Genomic DNA, 16,043 nt, shown 5'->3' with positions numbered 1-16,043 from the left:
TTGTTTTAAAGTATCAAGGATAAGCTTTCTTCCGCCGCCTTAATTGTAAAGTCTAAGTCTGCATAAGTTATGGCGTCGTTTAAAAACCAACTTTCAAATGCAGAGGGGGGCAAATAAACCCCTTTCGCTAACATCTGGTGAAAGAATTGGTTAAAGAGTTGATTATTAGCAGCTCCTGCGGTTTCAAAATTTGTAACTAGCTGGTCGCTAAAATGTACACTAATCATTGAGCCAATTTGATTAATAGTAAACGGGATTTTACTATTCGAAAAAACCTTATTAAGACCTTCTTTTAAATAGGCTGTTTTTTTTGCGAGCGATTGAAAGTGATCGCCCTCATTTAAAAGCGACAATAAGGTAAAACCAGCTCTAATGGCAATAGGATTTCCACTTAATGTACCTGCTTGATAAACATTTCCTAATGGAGCTATATGTTGCATAATTTCATATCTACCTCCAAATGCTCCAACGGGCATTCCTCCACCAATCACTTTGCCATAAGTTATAAGATCTGCTTGTATTCCTAATAACTCTTGAGCTCCACCCTTCGCTAGCCTAAATCCGGTCATTACTTCATCGAAAATGAGCACAATGTTTTCTTCAGTACAAATAGCTCGAAGGGCTTCAAGAAATCCTTGTTCAGGTAATATACAACCCATATTACCAGCAATAGGTTCTATTATGATTGCCGCAATTTGATTTTTATGCGTTCCTACTAATTTTTTTACACCTTCAAGATCATTATAATCACAGGTTAATGTATCAATGCTAACACCTGCTGTAATTCCTGGTACAGATTGAATATCCAAAGTAGCTAAACCACTACCTGCTTTTACTAAAAATGCATCGGCATGACCGTGATAACATCCATTGAATTTGATAAACTTATTTTTTCCGGTATAACCCCTTGCTAATCTTAGCGCACTCATACAAGCTTCTGTTCCACTACTGACCATTCTAATTAAGTCTACATTGGGTACCATCTCTTTAATGAGTTCGGCCATAGAAATTTCTAAGGAAGTAGGTGCTCCATATGAAGTGGAAAGCTCCACTTGTTGTTGAATTGCTTTAATTATTGCCGGGTGAGCGTGTCCTAAAATCATCGGCCCCCACGAAGCTATATAATCTATATATTTATTGTTGTCCTCATCAAAAAGATACGCCCCTTTTGCAGATTTTATAAATAAAGGGGTACCTCCAATACTTTTAAATGCACGAACAGGAGAATTAACTCCACCAGGTATACTTTTTTGTGCTTGCTCAAATAGGTGTTTGCTTTTGATTAATTGCAGCATAATCTCATTTAATTATAATTCATTCATTATTTTAATAGCATCTTTGGCAAAATAGGTAGCAATTAAGTCTGCACCAGCTCTTTTGATAGAAGTTAAACTCTCTATGATTGCTTTTTCTTCGTCAATCCAACCTTTCTCGGCTGCTGCTTTAATCATAGCATATTCTCCACTTACATGATAAGCACTTACAGGAACTGAAACCGCATTCTTGATTTCTCTAATTATATCCAAATAGGCCATTGCAGGTTTAATCATAACAATATCAGCACCCTCCTCAATATCCATTTGAGTTTCTTTGATGGCTTCTAATCTATTGGCATAATTCATTTGATAGGTTTTTTTATCTCCAAAACCAGGGGCACTATCTAAAGCATTTCTGAATGGACCATAAAAACAGGAAGCATATTTTGCACTGTAACTCATAATACCAATATGGGTATAATTTTCTTGTTCCAAAGCATTTCGAATAGCCCCAATTCTTCCATCCATCATATCACTTGGGGCTAAAAAGTCTGCGCCAGCAGCAGCATGACTGATACTCATTTTAATTAATGCATCTACTGTTTTGTCGTTTACAATTTCTCCGTTTTCAACAATACCATCATGGCCATATGAAGAGTAGGGGTCCAAAGCTATGTCGGTCATTACAACTATTTCAGGAACTGCATCTTTGATTGCTTTAATACTTCTTTGCATTAATCCATTAGGATTCCAAGCTTCTTTACCAGTATTATCTTTCAATTCATCTGCAGACTTTACGAAAATGAGTACACTCTTTATTCCTAATGACCAAAGCTCCTTCACTTCTTTTATAGTATTATCAATAGAGTAACGATAATACCCCTGCATTGAGTTAATCTCAGTCTTTTTATTTTCACCCTCTTCAATAAATAAAGGTGCAATAAAATCACTTTCAAGCAGATTGTTTTCTGACACCATTGATCTAATAGCAGGTGTTTGTCTAAGTATTCTATTTCTTCTTTGTAGGTACATTATGCCAGTTTTGAATAATCAAAGTTTTTTACGGTGTTTACAAATGCTTTAGCATGATCTACTGGAACATTAGGCAAAATACCATGACCTAGGTTGGCAATATAATTTCTCTTGCCAAATCCTTTTAACATTGTTTCAGTCTCTTTAACAATGGTAGGAATGGGCGATAGTAATTTTGCTGGATCAAAATTTCCTTGCAAGGTTATATTGCTTCCGGCAAATTGACGAGCCATTGGAGCAGTAATACACCAATCTAAACCCAAAGCTGCTGCTCCAGTTTTACTTAGGGTATTCAGTGATGACCATGCCCCTTTTGCGAATACTATTGTAGGTGCTTTCGATTTTATGGCGGTTACTATTTGTTCAATATAGGGTAGTGAAAACAATTCAAAATCTGCTTTACTTAAAAGACCTCCCCAGCTATCAAAAATTTGAACAGTATCTACTCCTGCTTCAATTTGTGCTTCTAAATATGCAATGGTAGTATCGGTTATCATTTGCAAAAGTTGATTTGCCAATACCGGTTCTTGATAACAGAATGCCTTAGCCTCATCAAAGGTTTTACTCCCTTTACCTTGTACCATGTAGCATAAAATGGTCCACGGCGCACCAGCAAAACCAATAAGTGGTACTCTGTTGTCTAATCTTTCTTTGATTAATTTAATGGCGTCCATCACATAAAACAACGTTTCATCAATTTCAGGAACTCGTATTCTCTCGAAATCCTTTTTTGTTTTTATTGGATTGGGTAAATAAGGCCCCTTCGATTCTATTAATTGAACTTCTAAGCCCATAGCTTGCGGCACTACCAAGATATCAGAGAATAATATAGCTGCATCTACTCCAATGATATCTATTGGTTGGATAGTGATTTCTGCTGCTAATTCAGGTGTTTGACACCTTTCAAAAAAACTATATTTTTCTCTAATTTTTATATATTCAGGTAAATACCTGCCTGCTTGTCGCATCATCCAAACAGGAACTCGCTCAATATCTTCCCCTCTTAGGGCTTTTAATAATAAATCGTTTTTTAAATTCATATCAGTTGATAATAATTATAAATAGTATTAAAGAGTGCTTTCTGATTTACTAGTGGTGATATAATCACTTCCTTATTGGAGATTTCTTGTAATGATTGGCCTGTTGTATCTCCTATTGCAAATAATGATGTTGATTCATCTATAGCATGTTGGTTAAAAAAACTTTTCACACCACTTGGACTTAAAAACGCAATAGCGTTGTATTTTTTTTGTATTGGTTGGATTACGTATTTAGTTTGATAAGCTTCAATTTCATGTAAGGTGTATCCTTGTTCTCGAAGAAAATAGGGTAGATGTTCTAATCTTAAATTACTTCCCAAATAATAAATTGGTTGTTCTTTTGAGGTATTGGATGCAATTTGTTCAGCAAGTGTAAGGCTGTTATCAGCTTTATATTTAATTAAGTCTTCCCAATTGTTTTCTTTTAATACTCCTTCAGTTTTTCCTTCCATACAAGCAATTGACCAGTCAGGAATATGTTGAATAATTCCATTTGTCCATTCTGCCGCAATTGGGCTAGTGATTACAAGTACTGCTTTTTGATTACTGATTGTTTGTAATGCTTCAATTGTTTTTTGGTCTCTTGTGGGTATTGTTTCAATAAATGGCAAATGATCTATATGAAACCCATTTGGGATATCCTTCACAATTTCTTTATCTAGGGTTTGCCCTGTAAATAATATTTGAATAGGATTAATCAATGTAAATTCATTTTTTGTATAATAGCGGTTCCACCATTTGCAAGAATCTCTAATCCAGCATTTATACCTATGTTTTTTGATTCTGAAATTGGCTTAATGCTACTGATTTCTATTTTCTCTGACCCATCAACTGATAGTAATTGTCCAGAAAAGTGAACCAACTCTTCTTTAACTTCTGCTAATGCGCTAATGGGTGTAGTACAACCGCCTAATAAGGTTCTTAAAAAGTCTCGCTCTATTTTTGTACATAAGTCTGTATGATAATCATTTAGTGTATTTAATAATTGGATAAGTGCTTGATTATCGTCTCTTGTAACTAAAACTATTGCACCTTGTGCCGGTGCTGGAAGCATCCAATCAAGTTCTATGGCATCTTTAGGCAAAATTCCAATTCTTTCTAATCCAGCTTTTGCAAAAATGGCCCCATTCCATCTGCTCTCATATACTTTTTGTAGTCTGGAATTTACGTTTCCTCTTATTGATTCTATTTGGTGTTGAGGGAATCTATTTAACCATTGTGCTTTTCTTCTGATACTGCTTGTAGCAAGTGTTATCGGTATTTCTTTAAAAAAATCATTCTCCTCTCTCCCAAGTAATTCTGTACAAGCATTGTTATCAATTGAATGATTTATAACAAACACATCTTTATAAGATGCTCTAGGTAAAACAGCCACTTGTACGATACCTTCTGGTAATTTTGTTGGCACATCTTTCATTGAGTGTACAGCAATATCAATGGATTCTTTTAGTAAGGCAGTATCTAAAGATTTAGTAAATATTCCTTGAACACCCATTTCATAAAGTGGCGTAACTAAATCAATATCACCCTCAGATTTTACAAGAACTAATTCTGCTTTTTCTCCCTGCAATTCTAGTAAATCCTTTACTAAATTGGCTTGCCACAATGCCAATTTACTTTCTCTCGTTCCAATTTTCCAAATTGACTTCATTAATTGAAATTGGGTTGTTTTATAAAATCCTGAACTGCTTGCATGTAAAAACAAGATGGCTGTTGCTTAGTCCTTAATTCAGTAGCAACTTTATTCACTATAAAATTTACTTCCTTAGAATTAGATTGACTTGCTTTTGTTGATTGAAGGTTTAATGTATCCAAACTTGTTTTTAATAGTTTTAAAACAGGTGCAAATTTTCTTAATCGATGCCACTCATTAAATTCATTAACATGCATAGCAATAATTTCTAGGGCTTTCGGAATATTAGATTTTCTTAATGATAGTGTTTGATCATTAATTTTAGATAAATCATCTATGTTGATTAACGTTTGCTGTGATATTGTTGAGATTGAAACATCTATATTGTTCGGAATAGATAAGTCTATAAAACATCTTGACTTATCTGAAAAAACATTTTCTTTTTTTATTATATAATCAGCTGAGTTGGTCGCGACTATTACTACATCTGCTTTCTGGATGTTTTCATTCATGTGTTCAAATGGCTGTACTGTTATATTGAGCTCATTTGCCAGACTTACGGCTTTTTCCTCAGTTCTATTGGATGCCCATAATTCTTTGGGATTGATATAGTCTTTGATATTTTTACAAGTATTAATTCCAATTTTACCAGTGCCAATTACTATAAAAATTTTTGAGCTAGGCTCGGTAATATGGTCAAGTATATATTGTATTGCTGCAAAAGAAATGGAAGTTGTTCCACTACTTAAATTAGTATTATTCTTTATGGCTTTTGATGATTGCAAAACTGTATTAAATAGTCTCTCTAAAAAGGCACCGACAACTTTTTCTTGTTTAGCTATTTTAAAAGAATTTTTTAATTGTCCAATTATTTCATAATCTCCTAATATTTGAGAATCAATACCAGCAGCTACTTCAAACAAATGCTGAATAGCTTCTTCAGAATATTTGCAGTAAGCTTTTTCTTTTAATAAAGCTATTCCGCCTTTAGTATGTGTTGCTAATATTTTAAAAACCTTTTCAATAGAATCACAAACTGCGTATACTTCTGTTCTATTGCAAGTGCTCAAAACAAATAATTGTTCAATGCCTTCCTTTTTTGCTGCTTTAAGCAGTGAACTGTTTTCTTGATTATTTATTGCAAATAGTCCACGTGTTGAAGCTTCAGTTTTCTTATAATTAATGCCTACTAAAATGAATTGAAATAAATTCATAAATCTGTATAGTATAACAGCAAAGTTATTTTGTAGCTACTTGGAGTATGTCACGATACTGTCTTTTTTATAAAATCATTTTATAAAATCTTATTTATTCTTTCTTTTATCTTGAACTTTGTCTTCTTAATAATATTAATTCTTATATGACTAAAAAAGGGATTCTTTTAATGAATTTGGGTTCGCCTAATTCCCCATCAGTAAGCGATGTGAAGATATATCTGAAAGAATTTTTAATGGATGAAAAAGTGATTGATATTCCTTTTATACTGAGGACCTTATTGGTTAAAGGTATTATAGTTCCATTTCGTTCGCCTAAATCTGCTCATGCTTATCAATCAATATGGACTAAAGAAGGTTCACCATTATTGGTTAATACCTATGAATTGCAACATGCGCTTTCTTCTAAAATACCTGAATTGGTGGAAGTATGTATGCGGTATGGAAATCCACATCCATCTCAAGCTTATGATAGTTTAATGAGTAATATACCCGATTTGGAAGAAGTGATTCTATTCCCTTTATACCCGCATTATGCAATGAGTAGTTTTGAGACTGCTGTTGAATATGCTCAACAAATTCACAAGGAGAAATATTATCCTTTCAAGCTTACTACTATTCCACCTTATTATAATAATACTTACTACATAAATGCATTGGCAGATTCTATTGCTCCATTTTTAAAGAATCCATTTGATAAGTTGTTATTAAGCTATCATGGCGTTCCTGAGCGTCATATTAAAAAGGGCGATATTACTTTAAATCATTGTTTAAAAGTGAAAGATTGTTGTAATGTATCTTGTGCATCACACGAATTTTGCTATCGTCATCAAACCTTTGAAACCACTAATTTAGTTGCCAATAAGCTTGGGCTAGCACCAAATCTTTTTGAACAAACATTTCAATCTCGTTTAGGACAAGATAAATGGCTTACACCCTACACAGCAGCAAGATTAAAAGAATTGCCTGCTGAAGGTGTTAAGAATTTATTAATTGCATGTCCCGCTTTTGTTTCTGATTGTTTAGAAACTTTAGAAGAAATTGCTGAAGAAGGGAAAGAAATATTTTTAAAAGCGGGTGGGGAATCTTTTACAATGATTCCTTGTTTAAATGCACAAAGCACTTGGATAAATGCTGTAGATCAAATTATTAATTCTTATCGTTAAAGCTATAGTTGATGTATCCTTATTTAAAAGCGCTGCATATCATTTTTGTTGTGACTTGGTTTGCAGGTCTTTTTTATGTTCCTAGGTTACTTATTTATATAATTGAAGCTAATTCAAAACCATCGTCTGAAAGACTAATCATACAGACTCAATTAAAAATTATGTTGAATAGATTATGGCTGGCAATTACTTGGCCATCTGCAATCATAACCTTAATACTTGGTATAATTGTAGCAATCAACGGTAAATGGTTTAGCATTTTTTTTACAAAAGAAGGAATATGGTTTCAACTCAAAATTTTATTAGTGGTCCTTTTGTACGCCTTTCATTTTTCATTGCAGTATTTAATTAATAAAATAGAGGATGAGCAATATCCTTACACTGCTCAACAAATTCGTTATTGGAATGAAGTACCTACGCTTCTTCTTTTTGCCATAGTTGCGTTGGTTGTTGTAAAACAATGGATTAGTTTTTTTTGGATGGTGATTGGTATAATCGCTTTGATATCAGTCCTAATTATCGCAATTCGATTGTATAGAAAGTGGCGGTCAAGTTAACATGTTAACTTTAATGCATACTTAAGTAAAGAAAATGTTTATTAACATTTTCTTTTTTTTGTTGCGTAATAATCTATATTTACTGCTTAAAATCCAATGGAATAAATCAACTCCTCATTTTTATTCCCTAGTCCAAAATCGTTGATTTATTCATACTTAATTAAAGAAACCTATGCGAATTTCTACCTGCCCAACTATTCCCATAACGGAAAAGTCTACCTTTTCCGTTCAATGGAAAAAGACATTTTTTGTATTATTCTTTTTAATGAGTAGTACAATTGCTGTATTTGGATCGCACTTTAGATATGGTGTGATGACAGCAACACGATTGTCTGAAACGCCTACCACTGTTACTTATCAAGTTACCTTGTCTACATCTTGGAACTTGGCATGGAATTTTGGAACAACTACACCTTCACACTCTATTGTTAGATCAGGAGGAAATACTGGATCATTCCTTGTAACAGGTCCATTGGTACTAGATCCTTCCGGCCAATGGAGAAATCATATTGCAACTGCTACGGTAGTATTAAATAAATCAGCAACCCCAACAAGGTTAAGTTTTGCGAGTAATGCTAAAATTAGTACCATCTCAAATAACGCCAATCAACCTTGGGATGTTTATTGTATTCTAAACACCAATGCACCAGGTAATCCGCCGGTATCGAATATGCCAGCAATCATCAATATGCCTATTGGTGCTCCTGCCGCAACCTATTCAGTTCCAGTATCAGATCCTGACGCTGGTACAACTTTCACATTTGCTACTCCTGCTTTTACTGGAAGTTTAATCAACTCTTCTAATCCAACTGGGTTTTCTATTTCTCCTGCAGGTGTAATCACTTTCAATACGGTAGGTAAATCAATAGGGCAACAATACAATGCCATGATTACCGTAAAAGATAATGATGGGAATACTATTTTTCTAGACTTTTTAATTAATATGGTTGGACCATCTAATCCTCCTGCTTTTGATTATTCAGTAACCCCTGCTAATGGTGCCGAGTTTAATGTTATTGCAGGACAAACTTTAAGTTTTGGAATTAGAGCAACTGATCCTGATGTTAATAGTACGGTTAGTTTATCAGTTGCTGGTTTAAATTCAGCCATCAGTTTGGCCAACTTTAGCGCGAATCCATTACCAGCTACTGGCAATCCTGCTGTAACCAGTTTTAGTTACACGCCTAATGGAGCTGCAATTGGAAGCGCTACTGTTTTAAATTTTAGTGCAACCGATAATGTAGGTGTACAAAGTTCAACTTCGGTTACTATTAAAGTGGTAGCTGAACCTGCTCCAGTTTTTGTGGCACCAACACCTGTACTGAATTCTGCTCGACAAATACTTACTGGTGTTTTACACCAAGATCAAATTGTTGCATCAAGTAGTTTAGGTTCTAATGTAAGTATCGCATTTGCAACCATTCCTAATGGAGCAACGCTTTCACCAGCAATTCCTACAACAGGCGCTAATTTAGCAACAACCACATTAAGTTGGACGCCAACCCCTGCAAATTGGGGCTTACACAATTTGAATTTTCAAGCTGTTATAAGCAATTTGCCTTCCATATTTACACAACATAATTATCAAATAGAAGTAAATACGCCACCAGTATTTGCGAGTACACCTCCAACATCATTAACGGTGATGGCAGGTCAACCTTTTACTTATAATATTGTGGCTACAGATCCTGATATTCCATTTGGTGATCATTTAGATATAGTAGCTGCAACAAAACCAGCTTGGTTAACACTTACGCAAACAAGCCCAACCACGGCTGTTTTAACAGGTACACCTACTGCAGCAAATGCTGGATCAAATACTGTTCATTTAGAATTAGAAGATATTTATCACCATGGTAATCCTTCTCATGTTGAACAAGAATTTACCATCACTGTAATTGCAGGAGTTGCTCCTTCAATAGTTGTTCCAACGAATATAGTAAGCTGTGATCCTGTGGTTAATTTTGCTGCAACTGAAACAGTAGGAATTCCTAGTTCAACTATTACTTATTCAATTGCGCCAGGTTCAATATTTCCAATAGGTACAACTACAGTTGTTGCAACAGCAACAAACACTTTAGGTACATCAACCAAAACATTCACTGTTACTGTTAGTAAACCAATAGCAGATATAGCAGTCAATGGGGCAACTACCATTTGTGAAGGAGCCAATGTGCCGTTAAACGCTGCACCATATGCTTTGAGGTTTAATGGATCTCAACACGTAAATGTTCCTAATGGTTTTGCTACAACAAATGATATTACTATTGAAGCTACCATAACACCAACAGTACTAGCAGACGGTACTTTTAAAGTATTAATGAACCACAATAGTTGGTACACGGGTACAATTCATTTTCAATTCTTTCCTGATGGACGCCTTCAGTTTGCCATTAATGGAGCTAATCCAGTAGATCAGTATTGTACTTTTAATTTTGTTCCAAATACCACCTACCGCATAGCAGTGGTTTATTCTAGATTTGGAAATTATGTGAAGTTTTATGTTAATGGAGTCTTGATCAATACTGGCCTATACTTTGGATCGGTTCCAGTTGTTGGTAATGCTTCATATAGTATTGGTTCATGGAATGGCAATGAGCGATTTTTTAGTGGAACTATAGACGACTTCAGAATATGGAATGTTCAGCGAACAGATGCACAAGTATTATCTGATGCAGCTGCACTTCCTATTCCATCAGGCACGCCTAATTTAATTAGGTACTATAAGTTTAATGAAGGTACAGGAACATCAACTGCAGATGCTGCTGGCAATGGTACTGGTGCTTTAGTTAATAATCCTACATGGGTGTCTACAGCATCAGCTGGGCAAACATATTTATGGAGTAACGGAGCAATAACACCGTCCATTGCTGCTACTGTTGATGGACCATATACTGTAACCGTTACGGACGCAGCGGGTTGTTCTGCAACTTCAGCGCCAGTTAATATTACAGTGAATAAGGCGCCAGTGTTTACGAGTTGTCCTAGCAATCAAACTGCCAACAATGCTTCAGGATTCAATAGCGCAATCGTTACTTATAATGCTACTGTTACTTCTACACCTACAGCTACTCTATCTTATACATTTAGTGGTGCAACTACAGGAAGTGGAGTAGGAACAGGATCAGGAGAGTCATTTAATATAGGAACCACAACGGTTACTATTACTGCAACTAATACTTGTAGTACAGCAACATGCACATTCACCGTAACAGTGCTAGATATCCAACCACCTGTTATTAGTAATCCGCCGGCAAATATTATTGTTACTTGTGAATCAATTCCAACGCAAATAGCATTAAATGTTTCTGATTTTAGTGCTATTACTAGCAGCCTGATGTATGAGTCTATGGGTAGTGGAATGAAGACTGATTTGGTTCACGAATTTAACTTCGAGAATAATGCAAATGATTCAAAGGGCGCTGTTACTGGAGCAAATGTGGGTTCAATAACTTTTGTACCAGGCATATCTGGAAATGCACTTAGTTTCAATGGCAACCTAAACCAATACGTCAATTTTGGTACTAGTGCTTCATTAAACGGTACTATTAATTTTGGATTATCAGTATGGGTTAAAACCAGCTCTGGTTCACCAATGACTGTAATTCAACAAAGAGATGGTCAGTACAATGGTCAATACATTTTAAATATTGGTTCAGATCATAATGGCGGAAATCAATTTCCAGGTAAGGTCTACTTTATGGTATATAATAACGCTTTCCAATTTGAATTGGTTTCAAGTGTAAGAGTAGATGATGGCAAATGGCACCATATTATTGCTGAAAGACAAGGAACAAACGGAAGAGTGTTTGTAGACGGAAACCTTGTTGCTAGTGGTTCAGGACCTTTATTACCATTGAATGGAACAATTGGTTCATATGTTGGAAAAGACTACAGAGACAATTCTAAACCATTCATAGGTTTAATAGATCAATTGAAAATTTACGCTGGCGGATCAACACCTAAGACTTATGATTTAGAGCGTACATGGTCTTATACAGATGCTAGTGGTAATACCTCAATGGCTCAACAAATTGTAACAGTTCAAGACAATACGCCTCCAGTTATTGGAACATCAACAATAGTTACTCCTACACAAGCAGATGGCTCAGTAATTGCAACATCTGCAGCAGGTGCAATAGTTAATTATACTTTACCAACAGCAACAGATAATTGCTCAAGCAACGTAATAGTAACTTCATTACCTGCAAGTGGTTCAACTTTCCCAATAGGAACAACTATAGTAACATTTACTGCAATTGACGAAGTAGGTAATATTGCTACTTCAACAATGAATATTACTGTTAAAGGGATAGCACCTTCAATTGTAGTACCTGCAACAATTACGGTTGCTTCACCAGCGAATGCATGTGGAGCGGTAGTTAATTTTGCTGCAACAGAGACCACAGCCATACCTGCATCAACACTCACCTACTCACATCAGCCTGGATCAACTTTCCCTGTTGGAACCACAGTAGTAACCGCTACTGCAACCAATGCAGTAGGAACATCAGTAGGAACATTTGAAGTAACTGTTAAAGATGTAACTGCACCAATCATAGGAGCAACTATTAATTTGAATGCGATTGCAACTAGTGCAAACGGAGCAGTTGTTAATTATACTTTACCAACTGCAACAGATAATTGTGGCGGTCAAGTAACTATAGTAGCAACTCCAGTAAGTGGTTCAGTATTCCCAATAGGAACCACTACTGTAACAGTATTAGCTACTGACCAATACAACAATAGTTCAAGCACTACATTCACTGTAACCGTAGTAGGCGTTCCACCAGTGATTGTGGTACCTGCAACTATTCGTGTAGATGCTTCTGCGAGCAATTGTGGAGCGGTAGTAAACTTTGCTGCAACAGAAACCACAGCCATTCCAGCATCAACGATTACGTATTCACATCAACCAGGATCAACCTTCCCATTAGGCACTACGGTAGTAACCGCTACTGCCACCAATGCGGTAGGAACATCAGTAGGAACTTTTGAGATTATCGTAACAGACAATACTGCACCAGTTATTAACTTACCTGCTGCACCGGTATTCTGTGAGAATACTTCAGGATTATACACGCTACCTGTGGTAAGTGCTTCAGATAATTGTGGCGTTGCAACGGTTAGTTACGCTATCACGGGTGTTACCCAAAGAAACGGTACTGGTTTTGATGCGGGCACTGCCTTTAATGTAGGAGCGAGCACAATCACTTATACGGTAACTGACGTAAACGGTAATGTAACTGTGAAGTCAATAGTTGTAACGGTGAACAAAGCACCTACGACCACTATTGCAGCTTCTAACCCAGATGCGTTCTGTAATAAGTTGGTATTAGTATCAAATAGCACAAGTGCTATCAGCAGCTATGCATGGAGTTACAACAATGCATCGTTTGCAAGTACACAAGCGGTATCCTTAGACAATACGAATGGAGATGGTACGTATAGTTTGTATGTAACAGACAACAAGGGATGTACCAGCTTAACAGCGGTAAGCTACCAGTACAGCAAACAAAACACCATCAGCAATTACACCATCTTAGCTTATAAAGAAGCAGAACTTAAAGAATACAATACGGTACAAACAGGTAGTGTAGGTGTAATGAGCAAGAAGGGTAAGGCAGAGATTGGTAAGAACAGTTCGGTAGCAGCACCTGGTGCGTTTGTAAAAGCACCTAAGATAGAAGTGAAGCAAGGAGCCAATGTGCCAGTAAGATTGATAGGCGTAGCAACAGTAAGCTTACCAACCATGCAGTACAACACCAGCAACACGAATAACTTACCAAACTATACAACTAACCAAGGCGCAACCATCAGCTTAAGTGGCAACTACAAGAACCTGAAGATTAGAAAGGGTTCTAATGTAACCTTAAGTGGTAATACTTATGGCAATATTGAAATAGAAGAAGGCAGTGTGGTAAGATTTACAAGCACAGTTATTAATGTAGAGCACTTGAAAGTGGGTAAGGGACCAAACAATGGTTTAACCCAAGTAAGATTTGCAGACAATACCAGCATACGAGTAGCGAAACATGTAACCATAGAAGAAGATTGCTTTATTAATCCAGATGGAAACAAAGTAACGTTCTACTTAGGCAAGCAAAGCAACCACGATTGCAATAAACACCGCAATGGACATGGCGAAGGACACGACAACGATGACGACGATAGAGATGATGATGACCACGACAGAGGTCATGGTGATGGCGATCAGAAGTTTGAAGTGAAAGGCGGCAACACCACGGTAATAGCGAATGTATATGCCCCTACTGGAGACATTAAAGTAAAAGGTGGAGAAGGTTGTCATAAGAACCACAGCAGTACAGTGGTGAAGATGACTGGTCTATTCATTGGATACGAGGTAGAGGGAGATGGCAGAAATATTATCTGGAACAGCTATGCTTGCGGAACGGCTGCACCAATAGCTGCGGCTGATGCACAACCAGTGTACAACAAAACAGCAGAAGATGTAGTTGTAGCCGACGACTTAAAAGTGACGGTGATGCCAAATCCAAGTACTACGTACTTTACATTGAAATTGGTAAGTAAGTCTGAATTGCCAGTGAATATAAAAGTAGTAGATGCAGCGGGTAGATTGGTAGATGCGAAAGCTAAGCAAGCTGCGAACAGCACGTTACAATTGGGTCAGAACTATGCAACAGGCAATTACTTTGTAGAGTTTATTCAAGGCAACCAGCGTAAAGTGGTTCAGTTGATCAAGATTAAGTAAGCCAATAACTTAAACAAACCAAGGGGGCTGTCTAGTAATAGACGGCCCCTTTTTTATTGGGCTATAGTAATTCAGAAGAATCATTACAAAATCGTCATATTCTTGCGTTAATTTTGCATAAACCAATTAAAACAATGCAGCAACCAATTCCCAAGAATGAAGATGATAGAGTTTGGGCTTTAGCAGAATACGATATTGATTATTCAGATATATCTAGTTTATTAAAAGACTTGGTTGAATTAGCTGCAAAAATTGCTGGAACCCAAATTTCTTTGGTCAATTTAATTGATACTTACACCCAATGGTCAGTTGCCAATTTTGGATTACCAATTGAGCAAATGAAAAGAGAGGACTCGGTTTGTCAATACACTATTTTGAATAATGATGAATTTGAAGTTAAAAGTCTTTCTTCAGATGATCGTTTTAAAGACAAATTTTATGTTGTAGACAATCCTAATTTGGAATATTATTTTGGTATTCCCCTGGCTACAGCTGATGGTCATAATTTAGGAGCACTTTGTGTAATGGATACAAAGTCTAAGGAATTGTCTCCAGAAAAAGTGGAGTTATTAAAAATTGTAGCAAAAGAAGTCGTAAACAGATTGTCTACAATAAAATATATACAAAGTCTGAAGTCTAAAGTAAGTCAGATAAACGAAAACAGTAAAAAAGTTGCGCATGATATTCGTGGACCACTTTCTGGAATTATTGGATTAGCGCAAATGGTTACAGAACATGGACAGGGTCAAAAGCTCGATGATATTCTAGAAATCATGAAACTAATTCAGCGTGCAGGTAATTCATTGTTAGACTTAGCTACTGAAATATTAAATGCAGAAGATTTGCAAGCAAGAGGAGTTATTGTTGCAGAGGAGTTTACGCTACTTAGTTTTAAAGAAAAATTAGAAAGGCTTTATGCACCACAAGCTGCCAATAAACAAATTGAATTATTGCTCAAAATTAAAGTTGGTCAAGAGCAAAAGCCTATCCCTAAAAATAAATTGTTACAGATTGCAGGTAATCTAATTACCAATGCTATTAAGTTTACCGATAACAATGGAAAGATTTCAGTTGATTTAAATATTCATTCAAATCCTGGAGCTGGGCAGATTTTAGAAATTGAAGTTACCGATAATGGGGTAGGGTTGGCTCAAAACGAAATAGATGATATTTTAAAAGGTGTTAAAGCCTCTTCTAGTGGCACTACTGGAGAAAAAGGATATGGCTTTGGCTTGTCTTTAGTAAAGCGACTTATTGATGAATTAAATGGTTCACTAACTATTGAATCTGAACTTGGGAAGGGAACACATTTTAAAGTGTCCCTACCTCAATAGCTTATTGGTTTAAAATAGAAATCCCGACCATCAATTAAGATGGCCGGGATTCTTTATACTCCTGTTCTAATTACGGCC

The 16,043-nt window shown here is 36.1% G+C and carries 10 protein-coding genes; 4 read left to right on the top strand and 6 right to left on the bottom strand.

The window, feature by feature from the left end; all coding sequences use genetic code 11:
- Positions 1 to 5: 5 nt before the first annotated feature.
- From hemL to hemA, 6 genes are read right to left on the bottom strand one after another with little or no spacing between them, the layout of a single operon-like run.
- Complete coding sequence (hemL, locus tag Q8S25_RS04210; RefSeq protein WP_305535157.1) at positions 6 to 1,295, bottom strand: glutamate-1-semialdehyde 2,1-aminomutase; 1,290 nt, start codon at positions 1,293 to 1,295, stop codon at positions 6 to 8.
- A gap of 12 nt (positions 1,296 to 1,307) precedes the next feature.
- Complete coding sequence (gene hemB / locus Q8S25_RS04205; protein WP_305535155.1) at positions 1,308 to 2,288, bottom strand: porphobilinogen synthase; 981 nt, start codon at positions 2,286 to 2,288, stop codon at positions 1,308 to 1,310.
- The gene (hemE, locus tag Q8S25_RS04200; protein WP_305535153.1) at positions 2,288 to 3,328 is read right to left on the bottom strand and encodes a uroporphyrinogen decarboxylase; all 1,041 of its coding nucleotides are present in this window, start codon (positions 3,326 to 3,328) and stop codon (positions 2,288 to 2,290) included. The genes hemB and hemE overlap by 1 nt, the downstream gene beginning before the upstream one ends.
- Positions 3,325 to 4,029 (bottom strand): uroporphyrinogen-III synthase, encoded by a 705-nt coding sequence (locus Q8S25_RS04195; RefSeq protein ID WP_305535151.1) that lies wholly within the window; start codon positions 4,027 to 4,029, stop codon positions 3,325 to 3,327. The genes hemE and Q8S25_RS04195 overlap by 4 nt, the downstream gene beginning before the upstream one ends.
- Positions 4,026 to 4,979, bottom strand: coding sequence for a hydroxymethylbilane synthase (gene hemC, locus Q8S25_RS04190; RefSeq protein WP_305535149.1), 954 nt, complete (start codon positions 4,977 to 4,979; stop codon positions 4,026 to 4,028). The genes Q8S25_RS04195 and hemC overlap by 4 nt, the downstream gene beginning before the upstream one ends.
- Positions 4,979 to 6,175: a glutamyl-tRNA reductase gene (gene hemA / locus Q8S25_RS04185; protein WP_305535147.1), complete on the bottom strand. Its 1,197-nt coding sequence runs from the start codon at positions 6,173 to 6,175 to the stop codon at positions 4,979 to 4,981. Before hemA ends, hemC begins: the two co-directional genes overlap by 1 nt.
- Before the next feature lie 146 nt (positions 6,176 to 6,321).
- Between hemA and hemH the strand changes: the two genes are divergently transcribed.
- The 4 genes from hemH to Q8S25_RS04165 all read left to right on the top strand — a co-directional run bounded on the left by hemH (position 6,322) and on the right by Q8S25_RS04165 (position 15,965).
- On the top strand, positions 6,322 to 7,341 hold the full coding sequence (gene hemH / locus Q8S25_RS04180) for a ferrochelatase (RefSeq protein ID WP_305535145.1): 1,020 nt from the start codon (positions 6,322 to 6,324) through the stop codon (positions 7,339 to 7,341).
- A gap of 11 nt (positions 7,342 to 7,352) precedes the next feature.
- A complete protein-coding gene (locus Q8S25_RS04175; protein WP_305535143.1) occupies positions 7,353 to 7,898 on the top strand; it encodes a CopD family protein in 546 nt (181 codons plus the stop codon).
- A gap of 172 nt (positions 7,899 to 8,070) precedes the next feature.
- Positions 8,071 to 14,631: a LamG-like jellyroll fold domain-containing protein gene (locus Q8S25_RS04170; RefSeq protein WP_305535141.1), complete on the top strand. Its 6,561-nt coding sequence runs from the start codon at positions 8,071 to 8,073 to the stop codon at positions 14,629 to 14,631.
- A 134-nt stretch (positions 14,632 to 14,765) separates the two neighbouring features.
- Positions 14,766 to 15,965 carry a GAF domain-containing sensor histidine kinase gene (locus Q8S25_RS04165; protein WP_305535139.1) on the top strand — a complete coding sequence of 400 codons (1,200 nt, stop codon included), beginning with the start codon at positions 14,766 to 14,768 and terminating at the stop codon, positions 15,963 to 15,965.
- Positions 15,966 to 16,043: the final 78 nt, after the last annotated feature.

This window comes from Sediminibacterium sp. (assembly GCF_030695065.1).
GTDB lineage: Bacteria > Bacteroidota > Bacteroidia > Chitinophagales > Chitinophagaceae > Sediminibacterium.
This window is presented reverse-complemented; position numbering and strand designations above follow the sequence as displayed.

Excerpts from the sequence above, each read along its gene's own strand:
- hemH (WP_305535145.1), top strand. The coding sequence starts at position 6,322 with ATGACTAAAAAAGGGATTCTTTTAATGAATTTGGGTTCGCCTAATTCC.
- hemL (WP_305535157.1), bottom strand. The coding sequence starts at position 1,295 with ATGCTGCAATTAATCAAAAGCAAACACCTATTTGAGCAAGCACAAAAA.
- hemC (WP_305535149.1), bottom strand. The coding sequence starts at position 4,979 with ATGAAGTCAATTTGGAAAATTGGAACGAGAGAAAGTAAATTGGCATTG.
- hemE (WP_305535153.1), bottom strand. The coding sequence starts at position 3,328 with ATGAATTTAAAAAACGATTTATTATTAAAAGCCCTAAGAGGGGAAGAT.
- Q8S25_RS04175 (WP_305535143.1), top strand. The coding sequence starts at position 7,353 with ATGTATCCTTATTTAAAAGCGCTGCATATCATTTTTGTTGTGACTTGG.
- hemA (WP_305535147.1), bottom strand. The coding sequence starts at position 6,175 with ATGAATTTATTTCAATTCATTTTAGTAGGCATTAATTATAAGAAAACT.
- hemB (WP_305535155.1), bottom strand. The coding sequence starts at position 2,288 with ATGTACCTACAAAGAAGAAATAGAATACTTAGACAAACACCTGCTATT.
- Q8S25_RS04165 (WP_305535139.1), top strand. The coding sequence starts at position 14,766 with ATGCAGCAACCAATTCCCAAGAATGAAGATGATAGAGTTTGGGCTTTA.
- Q8S25_RS04170 (WP_305535141.1), top strand. The coding sequence starts at position 8,071 with ATGCGAATTTCTACCTGCCCAACTATTCCCATAACGGAAAAGTCTACC.